25 protein-coding genes and 1 other RNA gene are annotated in these 24,166 nt (G+C 50.9%); 3 read left to right on the top strand and 23 right to left on the bottom strand.

Annotation, left to right across the window (positions count from 1 at the left end):
* Positions 1 to 12: 12 nt before the first annotated feature.
* The 9 genes from hpaR to ACM67E_RS10400 form a co-directional block, all read right to left on the bottom strand.
* A complete protein-coding gene (hpaR, locus tag ACM67E_RS10440; protein WP_416191375.1) occupies positions 13 to 450 on the bottom strand; it encodes a homoprotocatechuate degradation operon regulator HpaR in 438 nt (145 codons plus the stop codon).
* Positions 451 to 809: 359 nt separating this feature from the next.
* Complete coding sequence (locus ACM67E_RS10435) at positions 810 to 1,328, bottom strand: protein disulfide oxidoreductase (RefSeq protein WP_416191374.1); 519 nt, start codon at positions 1,326 to 1,328, stop codon at positions 810 to 812.
* Positions 1,329 to 1,382: 54 nt separating this feature from the next.
* Complete coding sequence (locus ACM67E_RS10430) at positions 1,383 to 1,631, bottom strand: GlsB/YeaQ/YmgE family stress response membrane protein (RefSeq protein WP_416191373.1); 249 nt, start codon at positions 1,629 to 1,631, stop codon at positions 1,383 to 1,385.
* A gap of 267 nt (positions 1,632 to 1,898) precedes the next feature.
* Positions 1,899 to 2,291: a 30S ribosomal protein S9 gene (rpsI, locus tag ACM67E_RS10425; RefSeq protein WP_416191372.1), complete on the bottom strand. Its 393-nt coding sequence runs from the start codon at positions 2,289 to 2,291 to the stop codon at positions 1,899 to 1,901.
* A 9-nt stretch (positions 2,292 to 2,300) separates the two neighbouring features.
* Positions 2,301 to 2,732 carry a 50S ribosomal protein L13 gene (gene rplM, locus ACM67E_RS10420; protein WP_416191371.1) on the bottom strand — a complete coding sequence of 144 codons (432 nt, stop codon included), beginning with the start codon at positions 2,730 to 2,732 and terminating at the stop codon, positions 2,301 to 2,303.
* 199 nt (positions 2,733 to 2,931) lie between these two features.
* A non-coding RNA gene (ssrS, locus tag ACM67E_RS10415) (6S RNA) lies at positions 2,932 to 3,112 on the bottom strand.
* A 5-nt stretch (positions 3,113 to 3,117) separates the two neighbouring features.
* Positions 3,118 to 3,420, bottom strand: a complete 303-nt coding sequence (locus ACM67E_RS10410) for a cell division protein ZapA (protein ID WP_416191370.1) — start codon at positions 3,418 to 3,420, stop codon at positions 3,118 to 3,120.
* A gap of 9 nt (positions 3,421 to 3,429) precedes the next feature.
* On the bottom strand, positions 3,430 to 3,756 hold the full coding sequence (locus tag ACM67E_RS10405; protein ID WP_416191369.1) for a hypothetical protein: 327 nt from the start codon (positions 3,754 to 3,756) through the stop codon (positions 3,430 to 3,432).
* 112 nt (positions 3,757 to 3,868) lie between these two features.
* Positions 3,869 to 4,858: an NAD(P)H-dependent glycerol-3-phosphate dehydrogenase gene (locus ACM67E_RS10400; RefSeq protein WP_416191368.1), complete on the bottom strand. Its 990-nt coding sequence runs from the start codon at positions 4,856 to 4,858 to the stop codon at positions 3,869 to 3,871.
* A gap of 322 nt (positions 4,859 to 5,180) precedes the next feature.
* Between ACM67E_RS10400 and ACM67E_RS10395 the strand changes: the two genes are divergently transcribed.
* Positions 5,181 to 6,338 (top strand): cytochrome-c peroxidase, encoded by a 1,158-nt coding sequence (locus ACM67E_RS10395; protein ID WP_416191367.1) that lies wholly within the window; start codon positions 5,181 to 5,183, stop codon positions 6,336 to 6,338.
* A 359-nt stretch (positions 6,339 to 6,697) separates the two neighbouring features.
* Here the strand turns inward: ACM67E_RS10395 and ACM67E_RS10390 are convergent, their stop codons facing one another.
* The 4 genes from ACM67E_RS10390 to ACM67E_RS10375 all read right to left on the bottom strand — a co-directional run bounded on the left by ACM67E_RS10390 (position 6,698) and on the right by ACM67E_RS10375 (position 9,371).
* Positions 6,698 to 7,393 carry a M48 family metallopeptidase gene (locus ACM67E_RS10390; protein ID WP_416191366.1) on the bottom strand — a complete coding sequence of 232 codons (696 nt, stop codon included), beginning with the start codon at positions 7,391 to 7,393 and terminating at the stop codon, positions 6,698 to 6,700.
* Between the two features lie 3 nt (positions 7,394 to 7,396).
* A complete protein-coding gene (locus ACM67E_RS10385; protein WP_416191365.1) occupies positions 7,397 to 8,131 on the bottom strand; it encodes a lysophospholipid acyltransferase family protein in 735 nt (244 codons plus the stop codon).
* Positions 8,132 to 8,300: 169 nt separating this feature from the next.
* The gene (gene gmhB / locus ACM67E_RS10380; protein ID WP_416191364.1) at positions 8,301 to 8,873 is read right to left on the bottom strand and encodes a D-glycero-beta-D-manno-heptose 1,7-bisphosphate 7-phosphatase; all 573 of its coding nucleotides are present in this window, start codon (positions 8,871 to 8,873) and stop codon (positions 8,301 to 8,303) included.
* Positions 8,874 to 8,927: 54 nt separating this feature from the next.
* Entirely contained in the window at positions 8,928 to 9,371 is a 444-nt protein-coding gene (locus ACM67E_RS10375; RefSeq protein WP_416191363.1) for a cell surface protein, read from the bottom strand.
* A gap of 2 nt (positions 9,372 to 9,373) precedes the next feature.
* On the opposite strand from ACM67E_RS10375, the gene ACM67E_RS10370 reads away from it, so the two are divergent.
* On the top strand, positions 9,374 to 9,586 hold the full coding sequence (locus ACM67E_RS10370) for a hypothetical protein (RefSeq protein WP_416191362.1): 213 nt from the start codon (positions 9,374 to 9,376) through the stop codon (positions 9,584 to 9,586).
* On the opposite strand, the gene ACM67E_RS10365 is transcribed toward ACM67E_RS10370, so the two are convergent.
* The 3 genes from ACM67E_RS10365 to ACM67E_RS10355 form a co-directional block, all read right to left on the bottom strand.
* Positions 9,517 to 10,785 carry an NAD(P)/FAD-dependent oxidoreductase gene (locus ACM67E_RS10365; protein WP_416191361.1) on the bottom strand — a complete coding sequence of 423 codons (1,269 nt, stop codon included), beginning with the start codon at positions 10,783 to 10,785 and terminating at the stop codon, positions 9,517 to 9,519. The genes ACM67E_RS10370 and ACM67E_RS10365 overlap by 70 nt on opposite strands.
* Positions 10,786 to 10,874: 89 nt before the next feature.
* On the bottom strand, positions 10,875 to 12,116 hold the full coding sequence (locus ACM67E_RS10360; RefSeq protein ID WP_416191360.1) for an aromatic amino acid transporter: 1,242 nt from the start codon (positions 12,114 to 12,116) through the stop codon (positions 10,875 to 10,877).
* A 316-nt stretch (positions 12,117 to 12,432) separates the two neighbouring features.
* The gene (locus ACM67E_RS10355; protein ID WP_416191359.1) at positions 12,433 to 12,951 is read right to left on the bottom strand and encodes a TetR/AcrR family transcriptional regulator; all 519 of its coding nucleotides are present in this window, start codon (positions 12,949 to 12,951) and stop codon (positions 12,433 to 12,435) included.
* Positions 12,952 to 13,037: 86 nt separating this feature from the next.
* On the opposite strand from ACM67E_RS10355, the gene ACM67E_RS10350 reads away from it, so the two are divergent.
* Positions 13,038 to 13,544, top strand: coding sequence for an HPP family protein (locus ACM67E_RS10350; protein ID WP_416191358.1), 507 nt, complete (start codon positions 13,038 to 13,040; stop codon positions 13,542 to 13,544).
* 71 nt (positions 13,545 to 13,615) lie between these two features.
* Here the strand turns inward: ACM67E_RS10350 and ACM67E_RS10345 are convergent, their stop codons facing one another.
* The 7 genes from ACM67E_RS10345 to ACM67E_RS10315 all read right to left on the bottom strand — a co-directional run bounded on the left by ACM67E_RS10345 (position 13,616) and on the right by ACM67E_RS10315 (position 24,106).
* Positions 13,616 to 15,667 carry a M3 family metallopeptidase gene (locus tag ACM67E_RS10345; RefSeq protein WP_416191357.1) on the bottom strand — a complete coding sequence of 684 codons (2,052 nt, stop codon included), beginning with the start codon at positions 15,665 to 15,667 and terminating at the stop codon, positions 13,616 to 13,618.
* Between the two features lie 335 nt (positions 15,668 to 16,002).
* Positions 16,003 to 16,860 (bottom strand): mechanosensitive ion channel domain-containing protein, encoded by an 858-nt coding sequence (locus ACM67E_RS10340; RefSeq protein ID WP_416191356.1) that lies wholly within the window; start codon positions 16,858 to 16,860, stop codon positions 16,003 to 16,005.
* A 114-nt stretch (positions 16,861 to 16,974) separates the two neighbouring features.
* The gene (locus tag ACM67E_RS10335) at positions 16,975 to 17,457 is read right to left on the bottom strand and encodes an MliC family protein (RefSeq protein WP_416191355.1); all 483 of its coding nucleotides are present in this window, start codon (positions 17,455 to 17,457) and stop codon (positions 16,975 to 16,977) included.
* 488 nt (positions 17,458 to 17,945) lie between these two features.
* Positions 17,946 to 18,353 (bottom strand): OsmC family protein, encoded by a 408-nt coding sequence (locus tag ACM67E_RS10330; RefSeq protein ID WP_416191354.1) that lies wholly within the window; start codon positions 18,351 to 18,353, stop codon positions 17,946 to 17,948.
* A gap of 127 nt (positions 18,354 to 18,480) precedes the next feature.
* Complete coding sequence (locus ACM67E_RS10325) at positions 18,481 to 20,412, bottom strand: DUF2075 domain-containing protein (RefSeq protein ID WP_416191353.1); 1,932 nt, start codon at positions 20,410 to 20,412, stop codon at positions 18,481 to 18,483.
* A gap of 33 nt (positions 20,413 to 20,445) precedes the next feature.
* Positions 20,446 to 22,650, bottom strand: coding sequence for a UvrD-helicase domain-containing protein (locus ACM67E_RS10320; protein ID WP_416191352.1), 2,205 nt, complete (start codon positions 22,648 to 22,650; stop codon positions 20,446 to 20,448).
* A 121-nt stretch (positions 22,651 to 22,771) separates the two neighbouring features.
* Positions 22,772 to 24,106, bottom strand: a complete 1,335-nt coding sequence (locus ACM67E_RS10315; RefSeq protein WP_416191351.1) for a hypothetical protein — start codon at positions 24,104 to 24,106, stop codon at positions 22,772 to 22,774.
* Between the last annotated feature and the right edge of the window lie 60 nt (positions 24,107 to 24,166).

Here is a 24,166-nt window from a genome sequence, read left to right as displayed (position 1 = left end):
CTATGATAACTTTTACTTTAAGGCCTGTTCGATTCCAGACAATTCCGCCAGTAATTGTTGGAGTTCGTCCAGTTTTTCCTTGGTGAAAACGGCTTCAATGGCATCATAGCGGTCATCAACTTGTGCACCGATGGTTTGATAAAGCTTTTCACCTTCTTGGGTTAGTTTTAAATATACGCGGCGCTGATCGTTGGAAGGTTTCAGGCGGACAGCCAAACCGGCTTTTTCCAAACGGGTCAGAATGCCGGTCAGGCTCGGACGCAGGATACAGGCTTTATTGGCTAAATCTTGAAAGTCTAATGTGCCGTTTTCAGCCAGCAGACGGATAATACGCCATTGTTGATCGGTTACATTAGCTTGGTTCAAGATGGGGCGGAATTGTGTCATCAAGGCTTCCCGTGCCTGAATCAAGGCAATATTGATCGACGCGTGTTTCGATTGGTTAGGCATCAGAGGTTCTCCGTTGTAATCTTAAAAATTTTTAAATCATGGAAGCGTTGGACGATAAATAAAAAGCGGTCAATTGTTTTTAATTGACGTCGCATAGATTTATATTGAAACGAAATAATACCTGATTCAGCAGTGATTTGATGCTGGATTTATTTTGATGGTAATAATAATAGGATTTTTAACGTTTTCTTTGATGTTATATTAGTATATTTTGTGAATAATCTCAACAGAATCATGATGCCTGGGATGTTAAGATGGTTTGTTTATTTTAAAAATACTCTTGCTTGGCATGTAATACCATTTGGCTGTGGCAAACTGTTTTATGTTTAAAGAAAATCAGGAGTTGAGACCTGAAAATTTTAATAAAGAAGATTCATTGCAAACATGCGCAGGCGTATTCCCCAATAGCTGCTGATGCCTGTAGTTGAATGAATCATTCGACCGTTTTTTATTAAAACGATGGTAGGGGTAACGCTGATGTCCCAATGATTTGAAATCAGGCCGTCTGAATCATTGACGGTCGGAAAAGTAAAGTCGCGATTTGTGAGATAGGTTTGTAAGGAAGTATTATTTCCGGAAGTTAAAGCTATGCTGATAACCGGAATGTGATTTTGATGAAGCTTTTCAATGGTAGGTGACGTATATTTACAGATGCCGCACCATGTTCCCCAGAAGTAAACAATGCCGATACGGTCTTGACTAAACTGAGTAAGTCTTACTTTATCTTGGGTGAGCGTAGTTAATGCTTGGCTGCTTAACGTTGAAGGCTGGCTGGGTTTGCGCAACCAATCTATTGAAAAAGAGATTACTGTGAAAATGAGTAATGCTTGTAAAAATGATTTTAGATAGGACAAAATATGAGCATATTTTATTTGCATGTGTGAATCCAAAACAGAAACAGGCCATGAAGGCCTGTTATTAGGTAGGTAAAATTAACGTTTTCTTATTACGCGTGTGTAAACTGCCAAAATAATAATTGCAAAAACGGTGGAAGCAATCCAACCGGCAGCTTCTCCTACGGCATACCAACCTAAAGCTTCACCTACAAAACCTGCCAATGCTGCGCCGGCAATGCCCAAAAGGGTGGTCATGATAAAACCTAATTTATCGTTGCCCGGATGCAGTAATTTAGCCAATACGCCGACGATAAAACCTACGATAATAGTGCTTAACCAGCCCATAAATGATTTCCTTTCATTCTTTCCTTATTGATATGCAGTGTCCGCTTTCATATAAACGGATGGTTTCATCATACCGAGGCAAGCTGGGGAAGTCTTTTTTTATTGCATATTTTTTCAAAAAATTAAGATATTTTGAGAAGTAGAATTTTCATTAGTGAATGAAGATTAGCAAAACTCCAGTGTGGGTAATATTTATCGGTGTATAAGGGAACAAAAAAGCCCGGCAGATAAGTGCGGGCTTTTTGATATAAGTTTTCTGAAAACAGATTAACGTTTTGAGAATTGTTTGGCGCGGCGTGCTTTGCGCAAACCCGGTTTCTTACGTTCTACTTCGCGGGCATCACGTGTTACAAAGCCGGCTTGTGACAGTGCGGGTTTCAAAGCAGCATCAAAGTCAATCAATGCACGGGTAATGCCGTGGCGGATCGCACCTGATTGGCCGGTTTCACCACCACCGGTAACATTGACTTTAATGTCAAATGATTCTGCATTCTCAGTCAGAACCAATGGTTGGCGAACCACCATGCGGCTGGTTTCACGGGCGAAGAATTCGTCAACAGGGCGACCGTTAACGGTGATTTGACCGCTACCTTTGGTCAGGAATACACGAGCCACTGAACTTTTGCGGCGGCCTGTGCCGTAATAGTATTTACCGTTCATGTCGTGTCCTTATTTCAATTCTAAAACTTTAGGTTGTTGTGCAGCATGGGCGTGTTCTTCACCGGCATACACTTTCAGTTTTTTGATCATGGCGTAGCCTAAAGGACCTTTCGGTAACATGCCTTTAACGGCTTGCTCCAATGCGCGGCCAGGGAATTTTTCCTGCATTTGGCGGAATGAACGTTCGTAAATGCCGCCCGGGAAGCCTGAGTGGCGATAGTATTTTTTGCCTTCGAATTTGGCACCGGTCACACGCAGTTTATCTGCATTGATGACGATAATGTAGTCGCCGGTGTCGATGTGAGGGGTGTATTCAGGTTTGTGTTTGCCGCGCAGACGATGTGCGACTTCGGCGGCAACGCGGCCCAGAACTTTGTCTTGGGCATCGATGACGAACCATTCGCGCTTCACCTCATGCGGTTTTGCTGAAAAGGTTTTCATAGTGGAAATCCAGATAGATATAGAAAGTTATGGATTTTAAAGTCGGTAACATCTTTTGTCAATCGTGTTGAGGCCGTCTGAAAGTAATTGTTTTCATAAAGCGGAAATAAAAGATTTCCCGATGGGGTTTTGTTGTTTTTACGCGATTCGGATTTTGGAAAGGGAAAAGCCATATTGCAAAGAATATGGCTTTTTTGTGGGAATCCCCGCACATGCCGTTTCGGCTGAATCCGCTTGAACCTTGTCTGACAAGGTGGTCGCCTCGGGTAGTTTCGGGTTCGTCTGTATGAAAGACAATCGCGCCCACTACTGCTCCCGGCAACCTGAGCGAACTTATTGGTTCAAAGGAATATATGCCTTCGCGTACACTGCAGGGAAAAGGAAATCAATTGTGATCTAAGCGGGACAATGCCTTTTCGCAGGCATTGTTCATGTCGGTTATTTTACGCTGAAATTCGCCGATTGCCAAATCATCTTTGAGACTGACTTTGAGTAAGTCGTGCACCACGTTCAATGCCGCCATTACCACAATTTTGTCGGTGCCGACAATGCGTCCGTTCTCTTTAATGGCTTGGCTTTTTTTATTCAGCATTTCAACGGCTTGAATCAGGGTGTCTTTTTCTTCGCTCGGTGTGTTGATGGTCAGGTTGACATTCATGATGTCGAGGTTGACTTGTTCGATACTCATGTTTTGTCCTTAATGTGAAGGTTCTTCTTGCGGCAGGCGGCTCAAAAGATGCCGGATTTGTGCAGCACTTTGTTCTAATGCGCTGCGGTATTGCTGTTTTTCGACGGTGAGGCTGTCGATTTTTGCCTGCAAATCTTCTTTCAGCTTGCCTACTTGCACCAGAAGGGCTTCACTTAATTCGTCGACGGCGGTTTCGTGTTCGCGCTTTTGCTGTTCATGCTCAAGCTTGAGGCGGTTGATTTCTTCGTGCAAACGGCGGTTTTCACCAATCAGGGTTTCAAATTTTTGGGTCAGTTGGTAAACGTTGATTTCCAATTGGTTCAGGGCTTGGTTCATGGGGAATCATTCGTAAAGAAAGGTAACGGGGATAAGCATAGTGATATGCTTGGCGGCTGTCAATCAAAGGTCTCAGGCCGTCTGAAATGTTTCAGACGGCCTTGAAATTTTCTTATTCGAAACGTGCACTGCGTTCCATCAGGCGTTCGACCACCTGCTGCGGTGTCATTTCTTTGCGGATGAGTTGCAGCAGGGTTTGGGTAATCGGCATGTCGATTTGGTATCGGCAGGCGGTGTTGAACACTTCTTCGATGGTACTGACGCCTTCGGAGACGTGACCGATTTCTTTGAGTACTTGGTGTAGTTCTTTGCCTTCGGCCAAGCCCAAACCGACGCGTCGGTTGCGTGACAATGCGCCGGTACAGGTCAGAATCAGGTCGCCGATACCGGCCAAACCCATCATGGTTTTGGGTTGCGCGCCCATGGCGACGGCCAGGCGGGTAATTTCGGCCAAACCGCGGGTGACTAAGGCAGCGCGTGCGTTCAGACCGTATTCGAGGCCGTCTGAAAGGCCGGTGGCGATGGCCATGACGTTTTTAACGGCACCGCCGACGGCAACGCCGATGACATCGGTACTGCCGTACAGGCGCATCACGTTGTTGTTGAGCTTTTCGACCAGCGATTCAATCCATACCTTGTTTTCTGAGGCCAAGACCACGGCACAGGGTAATTGTTGCGCCAGTTCTTGTGCGAAACTCGGGCCGGACAATACGCCGACGGTTTTGTTGTCGGGCAATACTTCTTTCAGCACTTGGAAGGTCAGCAGGCCGGTGTCTTGCTCGAAGCCTTTGCAGGCGGCCAAAACGGGAATGTCTGCCGCGCCGTTGGCCTTCAACAATTCTGCACTGCTGCGCAGGCCTGCCACCGAGGTGACGATCAGCACCAGTTCGGAATCTTTCAATGCATCGGCCAAATCGGCATGGGCGGTCAGGCTTTCCGGAAAAGCGAAACCGGGCAGGGCGTGTTTGTTTTCGCGGTCGTTTTGAAGGGCTTGGATATGTTGGGGATTGCGCGCCCACAAGGCGACGTCGTTGCCGTGGCGGGCAAAATGCAGAGCCAGCGCAGTACCCCAAGAGCCGGCGCCCATTACAGTTATTTTCATCGGTGTTTCCCTAGTAAGATTTGCGCCTAACTTTAAAACAATCGGCTGTCGGGTGCAAGTGATTCGCCCTGTTTTGCCGATGAATGTGCGGTGGCGGTACAAATGAAAAATAAAATTTCAGCTATCGGGTAAATTGCATTTGGCTATGCGTTTGGCAATATTGACTTACCGCAAGAAGCGTATTGCCGGGTCTGATTATACTTACTGAACAAATAAAGCAATAAAACCAAGCAGTAAAGTAGCATCGGATGTTCAAACCCAACCCAAGGGCTTGACTGCTGCGGCTAAGCAGTGATTCCCTTCCTAAATAAAGGAATACGCCATGAAATACCAAACTTTCAGCAAAATCACCCTTTCCCTTGCTGTATTGGCGGCATTGGCTGCTTGCGACGGCAAACCGGCCGAACAGGCCGGTGCGCCGGCAGCTTCTGATCCGGCTGCCGCCCCGGCTTCGTCGCAAGCCGCGTATGACAACAGCGGTGCGTCGCAGGAAGACAAAGACCTGCTGCAACGCGCGCAGGGCATTTTCAAACCATTGCCGACTCCTGAAGAAATGCAGAAGCTGCGTCCTTTTACGGCGGAACAGGTAGAACTCGGCCAGTCATTGTGGTACGAACCGCGTTTGTCGAAAGGCAATACCGTGAGCTGCAACTCCTGCCACAACCTGGCCTCCGCCGGTGTGGACAACATGCCGACCAGCCAGGGACATAAAGGCAGCTTCGGCGGCCGCAACTCGCCGACCGCTTTGAACGCGGCCACTTTGGACATGCAGTTCTGGGACGGCCGTGCGGCCGACGTGGAAGAGCAGGCGGGCGGTCCGCTGCTCAATCCTGTGGAGATGGCCAATGAAAACGAAGCGGCCGTAGAAGCCAAGATTGCCAAAATTCCCGAATATCAGGAAGCATTTAAAAAAGCGTTCCCGCAAGACGGCGCAGTTAGCTTCAAAAACATCACCACCGCGATTGCCGCATTTGAGCGTACCCTGCTGACGCCGACCAAATGGGACGAGTATCTGAAAGGCAACATCAATGCGTTGAACGAACAGGAGCGCAAAGGCGTGCGTTCGTTTATGGACAACGGTTGTATCGCCTGCCATACCGGCGCGAACCTGGGCGGCAATTCGTTCCAAAAATTCGGCTTGGTGCAGGGGCCGTTCTGGAAATTCATTGAAGACCCGAACCGCGACAAAGGCCGTGCCGAAGTGACCAAAAATGCGGCGGACGAACATTTCTTCCGTGTGCCGGGCTTGCGCAACGTCGGCAAAACCTATCCGTATTTCCACAACGGCAGCGTTTGGGAATTGGATAAAGTGGTGAAAATCATGGGTCAGGCGCAATTGGGCAAAGACTTGCCGCAGGAAGAAGTGGACAACATCGTGGCATTCCTGCACACCTTGTCCGGTTCCGTTCCCGAAAAAGCGCGAACCATGCCGGAGCTGCCTTTGTCCAGCCCGATGGAATCCCATCCCGACAACAAATAATGCTCTTAATCAAAGGCCGTCTGAAAATTCAGACGGCCTTTTTCTTATTTGGCTGCTTGGCGGCATAAAATTCAAATACTGGCGGCAGGCCGTACGGCAAACGCGGTGCCCTTTGCTTGAATGCGGTGGATAACGCGATGGGCCGCCAAAAATAGCGGGCCGAGACCTTTGCAAAACCCCGGATTTGAGTACAGTTCGAAGTTATAGCAGCACAGAAAGCGCAGACATATCATTTAGATAGGCAAGCTTTCGAGCAGCGCATAACGAAGAAATGTGCCAAAGATGGGGTTTTGCAAAGGTCTCGGGCCATCTGAAAATTTGAGCGCAACCCGCTGCATTCGTTTTCAGACGGCCTTTTATCAACCCAATACAAACAGTTCCCTGCCGTGCGCCTTCAGCCATACTTTGGCCGCTTCGGTGTGCGGCGTGTGGCGGTTGACCAATGCCCAGAATTTCGTGCTGTGGTCGGGGTGGGGCAGGTGGCAGAGTTCGTGGACGCACACATAATCGGCGACGAATTCCGGCGCGCCGACGAGCCGCCAGTTCAGGCGGATGCCGGTGCGGTGGCGGCACACGCCCCAAAAGGTTTTGGCGTTGCTCAGGGCGGTGGCGGCGGGGGGCATATCCATCGCTTCGGCGTGGCGCGCCAGACGCGGCAGCAGGTATTCGGCGGCGCGTTCGTGCAGGAAACGGCGCAAATGGGTTTGCTGCTGCGGCCAGCTTTTTTGCGGCACTAAAATTTCAGACGGCCTTAATGTGATGGCGGTTTGCGGTGCGTCGGTCAAGGCCGTCTGAAAACCGTGATACCAAATCCATTCGGGTTTTTCCGCGAGGTCTGATGTCGGACGGACAGGCGTTTTGGCCAAGGTTCGGTGCAGCAGGGCTTCGTTTTCCGACAGCCATTTTTGCAAACGCGCTGCGCTGAGAAACGGCGGAACGTTGATGCTGACGCAACGGCTGTCAATCGGGCGGAGAATCAGGTTTTTCTTGGCACTACGTTTCAAATCAATGGCGATTTCCAGGCCGTCTGAAAGCGTGTGGGCAAAGCGCGGCATGTTTCAGACGGCCTTTTCCGGTGCGAACGGGCCGTGGCCGGTGATTTCGGTCTGACGCGCTTCAATCCAGCGTTCGCACTCGGCCATCAGTTCGGTTTCGCTGCCGCTGTCGTGCTTAATCGGTTTGCCGATGACGACGGTGATTTCGCCCGGGTATTTCATAAACGAATCTTTCGGCCAGAATTCGCCGCTGTTGAGCGCGACGGGGACGATGTCCATCCCGAACATTTTCGCCATGCGCGCGCCGCCGGTTTTGTATTTGCCGTGCGTGCCGGGCGGCAGGCGCGTGCCTTCAGGGAAAATGGCGATCCAATAGCCTTCGTTTTTGCGCGCCAAGCCCTGTTTCATCAGTTGCTCGTTGGCTTCGCGACGGTTGCTGCGGTCGATGCCGATGGTTTTCACCAGCCGCAAGCCCCAGCCGAAAAAGGGGATTTTGAACAGCTCGCGTTTGGCGACATAAACCTGCGGCGGAAAAATTTCCTGCAAGGCCAAAGTTTCCCAGCCGCTTTGGTGCTTGGAACAGATAATCGATGGGGTGTTAGGAATGTTTTCCGCGCCAATCAGGTTGTATTTCAGGCCGATGATGTGTTTGAGCGACCAGTTCAGAATCGATACCCAAAGCCGCGCCATTCGGTGCGCGCCGTCGGGAACCAGCGCGCCCAAAAGCATAAACGGGAACAGTAAAATCAGGCTGACGGATAAAATCAGCCAGTAAATCAGGTTTTTAATCAACAGCATAATCGGGTTCTTCAAGTGTGGCGTTCAGACGGCCTTGAGCGGATTGGTAATAATGGTCTTGAGCCAACCTGCCCTTAACGTTTTCAGACGGCTTGAAAATAAAACGCCGGATGGCGTTTCAATGGAATCAGGCCGTCTGAAAAATCCAATTCGTTTCGGATACCGCTTTTCAGGCTTCGTCTTTTTCTTGGGTTTCTTGGGTAACGTATTGCGCAAATGCCAGCAGATTGTCGAAAATCTGCGTGTTTTCCGGCAGTTCGTCTTCTTTTTCCTGCAAGGTTTTTTTGCCTTTGCCGGTCAGCACCAGAGCCGCTTTGCCGCCGACGGCATCGATGGCCTGCAAGTCGCGCAGGCTGTCGCCCACCAGCCAGGTTTCCGAGGCTTGGGCTTGAAAGCGGTCGAGAATGTCCTGAACCATGCCGGGCTTGGGCTTGCGGCAGTTGCAGTTGTCGTCGGCCAGATGCGGGCAGAACCAGATGCCGTCAATCACGCCGCCGGCCTGTACCGCCAGGCGGTGCATTTTGGCGTGCATTTCGGTCAGGTCCTGTAGGGTGAAATATTTGCGGCCGATGCCGGATTGGTTGGTGGCGACGGCGACGGTGTAACCGGCTTCGGTCAGAAACGCAATTGCGTCCATACTGCCGTCAATCGGAATCCATTCGTCGGCGGATTTGACGAAATCGTCGCGGTCTTGGTTAATCACGCCGTCGCGGTCGAGAATGATGAGTTTGTTGGCGGGCATAGTTTTACTTTCAGACGGCCCGTTCAACACGGCCTGTCAGGTTGTTTTGTCGGATTATTTTAAAGAATGTTGCCAGCGCACGAAGGCCGTCTGAAAAACGGGTGCGAGCAGGGCGTAGTTTTCGGGCGTATCGGCAACGTGGTAGAAACTAGCCAGCTGCGGCGTGTTCAGCGCGGTCACGTAATCTTCCATAAACGCGCCGTAGCCGTCTTCTTCGTCATCGTAGTAGAACTCGGCGAAGTGTTGCCCTTCTTGGGTAAAATCGTCGGGCGTGAGCGCGCCGCCGAGGTGTTTCAAGACGAATTGCGCACCGCTGAACCTGCCTTCGAGCATGGCGGCGAAATCATCGGCGGTTTCGGGCGCGGTCTGCCATACGGGGTTTACCAGCCCTTGCGCGGCCGCCCATTGGAAATACATGCCCATGTGGGTGGCGGCGTTGTCCGGCGGCAAGTCGGCGGGGTAGTCTTCTTCGGTGTGGAATTGGATATGGTCGTACATGCTTGGCTTTCCTGTATCGAGGCCGTCTGAAAAATGTTCAGACGGCCTATTTTACCAGCAATCCGCCGCGCATCGCACAAATGCCTGCAAACGGAATGCGGCAGACAGGCAAGGCGCGAGGCCGTCTGAAACGCGGTTTGCGCGCTCAAACTGCTTCGCGGCACACCGCTGCTGCGGCGCACGCGGCGGATGACCATGCCCATTGGAAATTGTAGCCGCCGAGCCAGCCGGTGATGTCTATCACTTCGCCGATGAAATACAAACCCGACTGCAATTTGCTCTGCATGGTTTTCGGGTCGATTTCTTTCACGTTTACGCCGCCGCGCGTGGCTTCGGCTTTTTTGTGGCCGTCCGAACCGCTGGGCAGCAGCGTCCAGCGATTCAGGCTGTGGCCGAGTCGGGTTAAGACGGCATTCGGCACGTCCGCCCATTTGTGTGCGGCATACGGGGCAAATTCGGGGAGGGCAAGCCAAGTATCGAGCAGGCGGTCGGGCAGGGTGGGGCAGAGCGATTTCAAGGCGGTGTTGAGCTGGATTTTTTGGCCGGCCTTTCCTTCGCACAATGCGGCGGCAAGGTCGGTGTCGGGCATCAGGTCGATGTCGACGGTTTGGCCGCCGTGCCAGTAGCTGGAAATCTGCAAAACGGCGGGGCCGCTCAAACCTTTGTGGCGGAACAGTAAATCTTCGTCGAACGCCATGCGCGCCTTGCCGCTGCCCGTACTGATGCGCACGGGTAGGGCGATGCCGGCAAGCCGGTCGTAGCCGTGTTCCGCCCAATGCTCGAAACGCAGCGGCACCAGCGCGGCTTCGGGCGGTACGATGCTGTGGCCGAACTGCTTGGCCAGTTCGTAACCGAACGGCGACGCGCCGATGGCGGGCACGGCCAGGCCGCCGGTGGCGACAATCAGGTTTCGCGCGTGAAATATGCCTTGCGCGGTCTGAATGCGGAAACGGGGTTGCCGTGGGTCATTGTCGGCAGAGGCCGTCTGAAATGTCTCCACGTTTTCCACCGTACAGGCCGTGTGCCACGTTACCTTGCCTTCGGCGCACTCGTTTTGCAGCATGGCGATGATTTCCTGTGCGCTGCCGTTGCAGAAAAGCTGGCCTTTGTGTTTTTCGTGATAAGCGATGCCGTGTTTTTCCACCAAAGCGACGAAATCGTCGGCGCAAAACTGCGACAGCGCATAGCGCACGAAGCGCGGCTGCTGCGACACATAATAGGCCGAACCGTCGTGGCCGTTGAGGTGGCGGTTGGTGAAATTGCAGCGGCCGCCGCCGGAAATGCGGATTTTTTCGCCGATTTTGGCGGCATGGTCGAGGAGGGCGACACGGTGTCCGGTCTGACCGATTCGGGCGGCAGCCAGCATACCGGCCGCGCCTGCGCCGATGATGACGGTGTGGAAGAAGTGGGTCATGGTTGTGCAGTTCGGGAAGAGTGGGGTGGATTTCTGATTGGGTTCACTATCCAAAAAGAAAAGGCCGCTTTTCAGACGGCCTGCCGTTATCAGCCTTTGAATACGGGAACCGCACCCATCTGGCTCAAAACCTGTGCGGCGATGTTTACCACACCGAACACAAACACCCACACCATCAGCCACAGGCCGCCACTGATACAGTAGCCTTTGCCTGCGCCGAATTTCCGGCGCGATTTGTAGAGCAGCATGGCCGGAATCAGAGCCGTCCACACCGTTGCCGCCAAGCCGACATAACCGATGGCGGTCACGAAGCCGGTGGGAAACAGCAGGCAGCACACCAGCGGCGGCAGGAAGGTAACGGCGGCGGTTTTGCTGCGGTCGGCGGCGGATTCCTTCCACTTGAACATATCGGCGATGTAGTCGAACAAGCCCAGCGTTACGCCCAAAAACGAGCTGGCAATCGCCATATACGCGAAGAACGACAACACCTTGCCCATACTGCCCGTCGGCACGAATTTCGACAGCGTCTCAATCAAAACCGACACTTGGCCTTCCGCCGCAATCACGGGCGCAAACTCGTGGCGCGGCAGGTTGCCCTGAATGGCGAGTTGCCACAAGACATAAATCGCCAGCGCAATCAGCGTGCCGATTTTCAAGGCCTTGGCGACTTTGGGCGCGTCGCCGCCGAAGTATTTCAACAGGCTGGAGACATTGCCGTGAAAGCCGAACGAAGCCAGACACACCGGCAGCGCGGCGGCGATGTAAATCCAATAATCCGTACCGGCCGCGGCCTGCGTGTCGAACAAGACCGGCAGTTTGACCGTGGAAATCAGGCCGCCCGTTGCCCAGACGAACGCAATCACCATGCCGCCGATTAACGCCGTCGTCAGGCGGTCGACCAGGCGGGTGGACGCCCACACGCAAAACGCCAACACGTCGAAAAACACCAGCTGCCCCACCGGTAAAGCCACTTCGCTTCCGGTCAGGCTGCCCAAACCCTGCGCGGTCAAATCGCCGCCGACGAAAATATAGGCATAGGTCAAGAGATACAGCACAAACGCCACCGCCAAACCGTTTACCACGTTCCAACCCCTGCCGAGCAAATCTTTCACCATCGTGTCGAAACTCGCGCCGTGCGGATAATGCGTGTTCACTTCCAAAATCATCAGGCCGCTGGAGAGCATGGAAAACCATGTGTACGCCAGCACCACCAGCGAACCGGTAAACCAGATGCCCGAGGTCGCGGTGGGGTTGGCAAACATACCGGCACCGATAATCGTACCGGCGATAATCATCGCGCCGCCGAAGAGCGACGGTTGTTTTGCAGACATAATCAACTTTCAGGAAAACGTTTCAGACGGCCTGTTTCACGGTTCAATCGGTTCGATGCCGAGCAGGGGGCGGCACTTATTGCCCACGCGGAATAGGGGGCGGTGTGTTTGGACCAAGCATTGTTGAAAACAATGTGGGCAGCAAGTGCCCACCCTACGATGGTTGAAACGGTTCGGATACCGCACAGCGGCTTGCCCTGTTGCAAGGCCGTCTGAAAATATTAATATTTGTAAAGGGCTTATTATGCCGTAAAGTCTGCACAATGGAAACCGAAAGGCCGTCTGAAAGTTTCAGACGGCCTTTCGGTTTAAACAATCAGATGATTTGAAATTCTTTCACTACGTCATGTTGTCCGGCCTGCGCGGCGGCAATCATGCCTTCGCCGATTAAAAATGTCCGATTGGCCGAAATATCGGCGTTTGCGATTTGAGCCGAATCCAGACGGTTTTTTAAGATTTGCCGGATTTGGCTTTTATGTTCGGCAGCCGCGGCATAGGGGGCGCTGTTCGGGTCGGTATATTCGGCGCACGCGTGCATAAACAGGCAGCCGCAAAAATCATTTTCCTGCGTCCAACCGGCAATAAATTCCAGATAGGCTTCGGCTGTTTCATCTGCAGGGCGTTGGTTCAGCGCGTTTTGCATACGCTCAATGAAATCCTGATGGCGGTAGTCCAATACGGCGGCAATCAAACCGTCTTTGCTGCCGAAATGCGAATAAAGCGTGCGTTTGGTTATACCGGCTTTTTGTGCAAGCAACTCAACGCCGCAAGCGTGAAATCCTTGTTTGTAAAAGGTTTCGTAAGCAATTTTGATGATTTTTCGGCGCGTGTCCATAAAATCTCCTTGTTTTGAGTACACCGATTGGTATACTATTTATGTATACCGTTCGGTATATTGTAATATTGTAAAGGATAAACGACATGAGTACACGGAAAAAATGGTTTCAACCTTATGAATCTTGTCCCGAACGCCTGCCTTATCGCGGAATTGCCTTGGCATGGCTGGGTGCGGCATTGGCAACGGCAGCATTTGCTTCCGCTCATTTTGCCCTGCATGAAACGCTGATCTTGGGGTCGTTCGGTGCGAGCTGCCTGTTGGTGTTTGCCTATCCGCAAAGTCCGTTTGCACAGCCGAGAAATGTAATCGGCGGACATTTTGCCGCAACGCTGACCGGATTGGTGTTTTTGGCTGCGTTCGGTGCAACTTGGTGGGCAATGGCATTGGCCGTGGGAACCGCTGTTGCATTAATGTTATTGTTGCGTATTCCGCATCCGCCGGCAGGCTCAAATCCGCTGATTGTGATGATGGCGGGTTCGTGCTGGGATTTTCTGTTTACACCGACGCTGGCAGGTTCGGTAATTTTGGTGGCGGTCGCTTTGGTTTACAACAATTTGGGCGGCCGTCGGTATCCGACTTATTGGTGGTAATGTTCGGTGTAAAAGGCCGTCTGAATATTTTCAGACGGCCTTTATCGCAACTCAATCAACCTTCATTCAATTCAAGCCGCATCGACATCAAATCCGCTGTGGCGCAGCAGCGCGTCAATCTGCGGTTCGCGGCCGCGGAAGGCTTTGAACGATTCCGCCGCAGGGCGCGAGCCGCCGACGGCGAGGATTTCGCGCCAGAAGCGTTTGCCGGTGGCGCGCAAATCGTCGGTTTCTTCAAAGGCGGCGTAGGCGTCGGCACTCAACACTTCCGCCCATGCGTAGCTGTAATAGCCTGCGGAATAGCCGCCGGCGAAGATGTGGCCGAAGCTCAGGGCGAAGCGGTTGTATTGCGGCGGCTGAATCACAGCGACTTCTTCGCGCACTTTATCCAGCACCTGCGCCCAGTTTTTCAGACGGCCTGCGTCGGTTTCGCTGTAAATCAGCATGTCGAACAGGGCGAATTCCATTTGGCGCACCATAAACAGGCCGCGTTGGAAGTTTTTGGCGGCGACCATTTTGTCGAAAAGTTCGCGCGGCAATGGTTTGCCGTTTTCTTCGTGGGCGGACATTTCGGCCAATACATCGTATTCCCACACGAAATTTTCCATAAACTGGCTCGGCAGTTCGACCGCGTCCCATTCCACGCCGTTGATGCCGCTCACGCCGAGTTCTTCCACTTGGCTCAACAGGTGGTGCAGGCCGTGGCCAGTTTCGTGGAAGAGGGTGAGGATTTCATCGTGGGAGAGGCGCGGTTCTTTTCCGCCGACGGGCGGGGTAAAGTTGCACACCAAATAAGCGGTCGGGGTTTGGATCTGACCGGCTTTGAGGCCGTCTGAAAAACGGCGGCGGCCTTTGTAGTCGTTCATCCACGCGCCGCCGCGTTTGCCTTCGCGCGCATACAAATCCATGTACACGCCGCCGATAATCGCGCCGCCGTTTTCCAGTTCGAAATAGCGCACGTCAGGATGCCAAACCGGCACACGTTTTTCGATGAAATTCACGCCGTACAAGCGGTTGATTTGGGCAAACAGGCCGTGCAGCACTTTGCTCACGGGGAAGTATTTTTTCACTTCGGTTTCGCTGAACGCATATTTGGCTTGGCGCAATTTCTCGCCCGCGTAGGTCAAGTCCCAAGGCTGAGGGTCGGCCAAACCCAATTCTTCGGCGGCAAAGGCGCGCACTTCGGCCAAGTCTTTTTCGGCAAACGGTTTGGCACGCTTGGCCAAATCGTGCAGGAAGTCGGTAACCTGCGCCGGTGTGTCGGCCATTTTGGTGGCCAGCGACAATTCGGCGTAATTGGCAAAACCGAGCAGCTTGGCGGTTTGCAGCGCGATTTCCAGCGTGCGGTCGATGTTGGCGGTGTTGTCGAATTTGCCCTCGTTGCTCAATTCGCTGGCGCGGGTCACGTAGGCGCGGTAGATTTGTTCGCGCAGTTCACGGTTGTCGGCATACTGCATCACGGCCAGATAGTGCGGCATTTGCAGGCCGACTTTGTAGCCCGTTTTGCCTTCCGCTTCCGCTGCGGCGGCAAACATGGCCTGCGCGTCTTCGGGAATCCCGGCCAGCGGCGCGGCATCGTCGAAATACAGGGCGAACGCGTCGGTCGCGTCCAGCACATTTTGTGAAAACTGCGCCGACAATTGCGCGCCTTCGGTTTGCAGCGCGGCCAGTTCCGCCTGCTGTTCGGGAGGCAGCTCCGCGCCGCTCAACACGAAATCGCGCAAATCGTGCGCCAGCTTGGTCTGCTGCGCTTCGGTCAGGCGGCCGAACGCGTCGGAAGCCTTAATCGCTTTGAAACGCTCATACAGTTCGATGTCTTGGCCGATTTCGGTGAAAAATACGGTCACTTCGGGCATCAGCTCGTTGTAAACGGCGCGCAGTTCGGGCGTATCGACCACCGAATTCAAATGCGCCACCACGCCCCAAATGCGGCCGACGCGCTCGGTAATGTCGGTGAGGCGTTCGACGGTGTTGTTCCAAGTGGTGTCGGGCTGGGCTTTTACCGCCGCGATTTGTTCGCGCGCTTCGGCGATGGCGGTCTGCACGGCAGGCTTGATTTGCTCGGTGCGGATTTGGTTGAATTTCGGCTCTTCGCCGAGGGACAATAAAACGTTGTCGGTCATTTTTTCGGGTTCCTTATCGGGAAATGGTTTTCAGACGGCCTGGCAGACTTTGAGGCCGTCTGAAAAAAAACGGTCGGATACAGGCCATATTATAGTGAACTAAAATAAGAAAGATATAAGGTGCAAGGCGCAGACAGTACATATCGTACGGGGCGGCGGACTTGCTGCTTCAGCAGCCTGGTCAAGCTCCCTCTTTGGGCTAGCCGCAGCCAATGAAGCAGATTTCTTATTTTAGTCCACTATGGTGCCGGTTCGGTCGAACTCAAGTTTAACACCGAAACCTGTCAGGCCGTCTGAAAAAAATCAAACCACCCGATAGGGTGGTTTCGATAATCTCAGCCGTTGTTTTCGGGGTGCAGCAGCCGGTATTGCACCCGCAGAAACTCGTCCAAGACCGCCTGCTGGATTTCCAGACGCTTGGCCACCGGCGCGGCGAAACGCACGATAACGTTGTAAACCTTGTCGTCGTGCGGCACACGCGTCACGCGCGGCTCGGCGGCGGGCGTGATGAACAGCTTCTCCACCTGCACCGCTTCCAGATATTTGGAAATGTCCCGGACATAAGGTTCGCACAACGGCTCCAACACCGCTTTCAAACGCGGCACCACCGCATCGGAATCCAAATGAATCGGCACCGGAATCTGCACCGTATGAATCACATAAGGCCCCAATACATTGTCGCGGCGCACATTGTGGCTGAGCAGCAGGCTGTTGGGGAAGGAAATCGTGTCGCCCGAAAGCTGGCCGACCAAAGCATTCGGCCCGATTTCCATCATCAGCGTGTTCAACAGGTTAATGTCTACCACGCGCCCGCGCAAACCGTTGATTTCAATGTAATCGCCGACCGAATACTGCTTCGTTACCGAACGCAGCACGCTGCCCGACAAACACATAATCAGCTCTTTGGTGGCCACCACAATCGCCGCGGCTACCGCGAACATCGACAGCGCGACCGTCTGAATCTGCGTCGCCCAAATCATCGCCAAACCGAGCAGCACCGCAATCAGCGTCACATTGCGGCTCACCACCACCGCCCGCCGCTTGGCTTCGATCGACAAATCGGCGTGGCTGCGGAAATACGCACTCAGCAGCAGGCTGCGCACCGCCAAAATGCCGATCACCATCAGCACCGATTCAATGATTTCATAGCTGACCGGAATATTTTTCAGCCAGAGTTTGACAGTGTCCCACATATTGCGTTTCCCGTTTCAGACGGCATCGGATAATTAAAAACGCATTATAAAATAAAGACAGAAGGCCGTCTGAAAAACAATTTCAGACGGCCTTTGCCGTGACTTTCCCGTAAATCAGCGTGCTTCGCGGCAAACCGTATCCGTTACATTACCGTAGCGGTCGGTAAACGTCAGCGTACCTTCGCCGCCTTTTTCATGCCATTCCACCTTGCGGTCGTCCGACACATAAAGTTCGCCCGAACCGGAACGCGCGCTGTACAGCACGGCACGGCTCATGCTGTCGCGCAAACCGTATCTGACGGCCACACGGTCGCCGCCGCGGTGTTCCACACGCAGGTCGAACGCATTGCGGCAAGTGAACGCACGCACGCGCGAACGCGAATCGCGGCGATCCAAATCGTGCGAATGACGGCGTTCGCGGGCATCGCGTTCGCGGCGGTCACGGTCTCGATAGTCGTCACGGTCGCGTTCGCGGTCGATGCGGCTGTCGCGTTCATGCCGGTCATACGGACGGCGGTCGTCGGCATAGCCGTCCACAACACAGGCCGAGAGCATGGCGGCCATACAGGCGGGCAGAATCAGTTTCGTCAGTTTCATGATGGTTCCTTTCGGGCAACAGAAAATGAAATATTAGATGGGATGTTATACCGTAACTTGGTATGCAGTCATCTTACCCATCCGGCACATTCCGCCGCAAGCACGCTTAACCTGTATTTACCGCCCGATGTATCAGGTTTACCGAAAGTGTGGCCACGGATGCGACAGGCAGAACGGACGGTTTGCGGGATTTTGCCGGAAATCGCTGTTTGTAAAAAATAAGGCCAAAACCTTTGCGAAACCCGTTAATTTTTCAGGAACCGAGAAACCGAGGCCTCTGCGACACCCGATTCAAACCTGAAAACCTATGCCCGCCGACCGTCATTGGTTGCACAAGGCCGCTGCGTTTTTCCGTGCAGCTAATGACGGGCATAGATTTCTTGGTTCAGGTGGGGTTTTGCAAAGTATCAGGCCGTCTGAAAATTTTCAGCAGAAACTTGCTGCGTGCGTTTTCAGACGGCCTTGTTATGAAAGATAAGTGCGGTTAATCACACATAATGAAACGTAAACTGCTGAACCAAATCCGCACTCAAACTTTTCGCCACCGGACAAGTATGCGCCGCCGCTTCCAAGACCGCGCGGCTGCGTTCGTCCAAATTGGCACTCAAATAAAAATCCACCGTGATTTTGGCCACACGGCGCGGATTGGCCGCCATTTCCTTGCCCACTTCCGCGCGCGCACCGGCCAAGTCCACGCCCAAATCGGCGGCTTTCATGCCCATAATCGTCAGCGCGCAGGCTGAGAGCGAAGTCGCCAGCAAATCCGTTGGCGAAAACGCCTCGCCCTTGCCGTTGTTGTCCGTCGGCGCGTCGGTGGAAATTGTGTCGCCGCTTTGCAGGTGGGTTAAATCGTTGTGCAGATTGCCGGTGTAGCGGACGGTGGAGATGTGGGACATGATGTTTCCTTTGGGTTAAATGGGTTGTAAAAGGGTAGGGTATGACAAAACAGGCCGTCTGAAAACGCACGCAGTAGGTTTTTGAGAGGCTGAAAGGTTTCAGACGGCCTCGAATGAATATTTATTTCTATATTTCTACAATGCCAATCGATTTTAAATATTGATAAGTACCATCATAAAATTCTGGTTTTCTGGTTTGGTCAGCATTGTTGCCGTGAGGGATCCAAATAATCAAACCTTGGCGTGCACGGGTCAGTAGTACGCGATAGGCATTGAGAATGTAGTTTTGCTTATCTTGTTGGCGGACATTTTGCCACTTTGTACCTTTAAATTTTTGGTATACAAACTGATCTTTATGTATATAAAAGTTGCCATCCCATGCGACACAAGCCCAATCCAATTCAAGGCCTTGTACATCAAATTCCGTCGCAATATCCTCTAAAAAATATGATGACCGTACATCATCTTTATGATTGAGAAACCATTGTGCGACATCTATCTCATTTTTTACATTTACGCCCAAAGCTTTCAGACGGCGTGCACCAGAAGATGCGATAAGACCAAAACGTTCACTGCCTTTTGCTTTTTGTTGCAGCCAGATTTTAGCAGAATATAAATCACGTGTTAAAACAATCGGGTAGCTGATAGAAATTTCTTGATAAAGTTTTTGAGCAGTAGGTAATTGGTTTAACATTGAGTGAATAAAATCTGAAACTTTTTCAGAACGAAATGAACGAATTGAAGTTGCCAAGTGCAAGCCTTCAACTGCTGTACCATGTTGTTGTAACCAAATATTTAATGCTTTATCATTAAGATAAATTTTATCTTTTGTAATTAGGTTTGAATAATAAATATGCCAATCTTGATAAGAATGTTGTAAAGCATATAGCCATTCTTGTAAGCCGGCTTCTCCTGTATTAATTTCTTGACCTCCGCCAATTAAACAAATAATACTGCACCAATCTTCATGCCTATTCATTATATGGACCAAGAATTCTGGCTCGGACTGATTAAAGTCATAGTGTCCACGTTTTTGCATAAATTTGCTGGCTTGGGTTTTGTTCCATGCACGTTGCGCCTCATCAAAAATCACCACTTTTTCAATAGGTGCTTGATGGTTTTTTAAATACTCATCTCGAAAATGATGGATATTTTGAATAAATGCCTTGGCATTTTTGAGTGCTTCTGCTTTGTTTATATGGCGATGCTCCCGTGCTAATGCTTCTTGTAATACAGCAACTAATGGGCCATTACCTGATAGGAAAACCGCATATTCATCATCCGAGTTATGTAAGCGTTGATTGGCAATATTTAGCCCAGCAAGCGTTTTTCCTGCTCCAGGCACACCAGTAATAAAGCAGATGGATTTTTGTCGATGTTTTTTAGTATCTTCAATGATTTGATTGATAGTATTGGCAGTTAAAGAAAGATTTTCTGCACTTGCATCAGAGCGTGTAATTTCTTGAACATCATGATTTTGATATAAAGCTTGAGCGGCTTCGACAATAGTAGGTGTCGGCTTATATCTTGAATGTTCCCATAAGGAAATATTAAAGGCCTCATTATTTTGAATAGTATTAAGAAAAATACCCAAATTCGATGTATTCAATTTTATGGCGGTCTGAAAATTTTTTGCAGCTTCTAGTGAATTAGTCACTGTATCAGCATATTCCACCACTAGAATAGGAATTAAACAAGCATGATGGCTTCCTTCATGGAAATTTCGCAAATCTAATGCGTAGTCAACAACCTGATCTATCGCATATTTATCGTAATGTTCTCCGCCTATTTTAAATTCCAGTAGGCAAATTTGATTACCAATAATCAAAATATTATCTACCCGACGTCCCATACGTGGAATGCTGAATTCAAAATACAGATAGCCACTCAATCCTTGTAATTGGTGTTTTAAAATCTCAATTTGGCGTTGCCAGGCATTTTTTTGTTGAATTTCTAAGTGTTGATGTGCGTGTTGAGACAATAAAACACCGAGAATATGTCCATCAGGTTCGATTAAGAAATTTTCAATGGTATTTTGATAATATGCGCGGCTTTTCATGTTTTCCTCCGTATCCATGCGGTCTGAAAGTTTTCAGACGGCCTCCAACTTCGCAAACTTAGTATCCAATTCCTTCACCCCTTCTTTTCCGAAATTAATCGTCAGCCTTGCCGACCCGCCTTTGTCCACCGCGTCTATGATCACGCCGGTGCCGAATTTGGCGTGGCGGACGTTTTGGCCGATTTTGAAGCCGCCGTAGTCTTGTGTTTTTTTGTAGTTTTCCAAGACGGATTCTTTGGTTTTCGGGCGCGGTTCGGCGGCGAAGGTGTGGAAGCGTTGCTGCTGTGCCGACAATACATGGACGATTTCGGCGGGGATTTCTTCGACGAAGCGGGAGACGATGCCGAACTGGGTTTGGCCGTGCAGCATACGCTGTTGCGCCATGGAGATGTAGAGCCGTTTGCGGGCGCGGGTGATGGCGACGTACATCAGGCGGCGTTCTTCTTCGAGGCCGCCGCGTTCGGCGAGGCTCATTTCGCTGGGGAAGCGGCCTTCTTCCATGCCGGTGAGGAACACGGCGTTGAATTCGAGGCCTTTGGCGGCGTGCACGGTCATGAGCTGCACCGCGTCTTCGCCTGCGCCCGCCTGATTTTCGCCGGACTCGAGCGCGGCGTTGCTTAAAAAGGCGAGCACGGGAAAGGCGGGGGAGGCCTGCAAATCTTCGGGAATGGTTTCGAACGTGGTGTCTTCGGGGCGGAACTCGACGGCGGCGTTTATCAGCTCCTGCAGGTTGTCGATGCGGTCTTGGTGTTCGCCTTTTGGGGTTTTGTAGAATTCCATCAGGCCGCTGTCGTGCACCGCGCCGACGGTGAGTTCGGCAAGGGAAAGCTGGCCGACCTGCTGCCGGAGGTTTTCGATGATGCGCACGAAGGCGGCGATTTTGGCGTTTTTCACGGCGGCGGCGCAGGCAGCCTGCCACAGAGAAACGCCCTGTTCCTGCGAGGCCGTCTGAATGTTTTCCACCGTACGCGTGCCGATGCCGCGCGCGGGGACGTTAATCACGCGCAAGAGCGCGTTGTCGTCGTCGGGATTGACGGCCAGCCGCAGGTAGGCCAGCGCGTGTTTGATTTCCTGCCGTTCGTAAAAGCGCAGGCCGCCGTAGATTTTGTAGGGCACGCCGCTGCGGAACAGGGTTTGCTCAATCACGCGCGATTGGGCGTTGCTGCGGTAGAGCACGGCGATGTCGCTCAAATTCCAGCCCTCGCGGTGCAGCGATTTGGCTTCGTCCACCACAAACTGCGCTTCGTCCAAATCGGTAAACGCGGAGAAATAGCGGATTTTGTCGCCCGCCGCCGCATCGGTGCGCAGGTTTTTGCCCAAACGTTCGGCGTTGTTTTCAATCACGGCGTTGGCCGCGGCGAGAATGTGGCCGTCTGAACGGTAGTTTTGCTCCAGTTTAATCGGCGCGTCGATGCCGAATTCGTTCATCAGCGCGGCCATATTGCCGACGTGCGCGCCGCGGAAACGGTAAATCGACTGGTCGTCGTCGCCCACCGCAAACACCGCCGCGTTCTCGCCCGCCAACAGTTTCAGCCACGCATATTGCAGCTTGTTGGTGTCTTGGAACTCGTCCACCAAAATATGGTTGAAACGGTTTTGGTAGTGGTTGCGCAGGATTTCGTTGGCCTGCAACAGCTCGTAGCTGCGCAGCATTAGCTCGGCAAAATCCACCACGCCTTCGCGGTTGCACCACTTATCGTATTCGGCGTAACACTCAATCATGCGCTTCGTGTGCGGGTCGGGCGCTTCCAACACGCCCGCGCGCAGGCCGTTTTCCTTTTGCGCGTTGATAAAGCCCTGCAAACTGCGCGGCGCGATGATTTCTTCGGCGATATTCAACTGTTTCAACAGGCGTTTGATTAAGGAAAGCTGGTCGCCGCTGTCGAGAATCTGAAACGCAGACGGCAGCCCCGCATCGCGGTGGTGCAGACGCAGAAAACGGTGGCACAGGCCGTGGAACGTCCCCAGCCACATCGCGCGCACGTTAATCGGAATCATCGCACCCAGCCGCGTCTGCATTTCTTTTGCGGCTTTGTTGGTAAACGTTACCGCCATAATGCTGTGCACGCTGGCCTGACCGCTTTGCAACAGCCACGCAATGCGCGTCGTCAGCACACGCGTTTTGCCGCTGCCCGCGCCGGCCAACACCAAAGCCGATTGCGGCGGCCACGTTACGGCGGCAAGCTGCTCGGGATTGAGGCCGGTTAACAGAGAAGATGGGGATTCGGTGGGAAACATGGGCAGGTCGTCTGAAAAATATTTGGGAAGGCGGTATTTTAATATAAAAAGATAGAGAAGGCCGTCTGAAAAAATCTTTTCAGACGGCCTTTATGGTTTGTATGAAATTAAGGTAGGGATATTACTGTTTTTCTCCTCTGATGTAGTAGGCAGAAAGGATTTGCAGTGATTTTCCGTCAATGACTAAACATTTCTTGCTAATGTATTCTTTACCGAACTTATTGCCTTCTATATTTTTATTAGGCGTATAGTTTCGTACATTTTCAGGGCAAAATACTTTTGTATTCCCTAGATTCCACGCCATATAGCCATACAGGGCATTTTTTCGGGATTGGATTTGATCAAAAGCCGAACATTGGTTTTTTTGTATGGATGGGTGCTTGAAATGTTCTCTTATTTTTGCTAAGTCCCTATGGTTTATACCATGTACTTCCTGTTTATCATCAAACTGTTGGAAATCATTATGCAGAAGATACCATGAAGCGTTTGCAGGGCTTTCGACAAAACGAATGGTATGTAAGACGTGGAATGAAAAGTTATTGGAAAGTGCTGCATATATTAGAATTGTAAAGAAAGCTATTACAGAAGGAAAGATCAGGAAAAAATGTTTACGCTCAGCATTTTCAGCAGCAAACAGGCAACATATGAATAAATTTAAATATAAAGCAATTAAAGTCCCATAAATAAAATAATATTGCAAATTTTCCTTATTAATCCATGCGGTAGAGAATATAAAAATAAATAATGGTATGATGTTAACTATAAAGCTGAATGCCAGGATATTAAATAAGTAATATATACCATCAGAAAATGTTAATAAGTTTATTTCCTTTTTTAAAGAGCAACGATATTGAAAAAAGATTATTATGCATGGGGAGAAAATAATAAATGTTATGAGTGTTAAAAGAAATTTATATTGAATTAAATCCCCCTTGAACTGAATAGAAACTATAAATATAAATGAACAGATTATGGAGATTGAAAAAGCAAGAAAACTAAAGGGGATTTTACAAAATTTTTTTTGAATATATCTTGATTTTAGGTTGGATTGTTGAATATCCGATTGAAATATGAATCCCCAGGGCTCAAAAAATCCGATTGAGAATACAATCCATAGTAAGGTGACAACAACCAAAATCGCCATTAAGCTGGATACATTACTCATGACATCAGTAAAAAGACTTAACTGATCGATACCGTTTAAATAGAAATAGGTAATAAAGCCTCCTAAAAGAAGGCCAAATGTAGAGAGTAGGCTGATTAAGCTACCGATATTTCCTAAGAATTTGGGTTTGTTTTGATTATCTGTTGAATTTTTGATTGCTGAAGATAAGTTTTTTACTTCATCTGATAAGTATTTTGTTTGGTTTGCAGTATGGTGGATTTGTTGTGATAAATTTGAGATTTCTTGTTTTTTGTTGTTATTTTTTCTGCAGAGTTTGCTTAGTATCCACATTGGATTTTCCTTATATGTTAGAGCAATTTCACCAATCTAAGTATAACGATAAAAAAGCCG

The organism is Neisseria sp. CCUG12390, assembly GCF_047837985.1.
Classification (GTDB): Bacteria; Pseudomonadota; Gammaproteobacteria; order Burkholderiales; family Neisseriaceae; genus Neisseria.
Note: the sequence above shows the minus strand (reverse complement) of the source record. Positions and strands in the feature narration are given on the sequence as shown.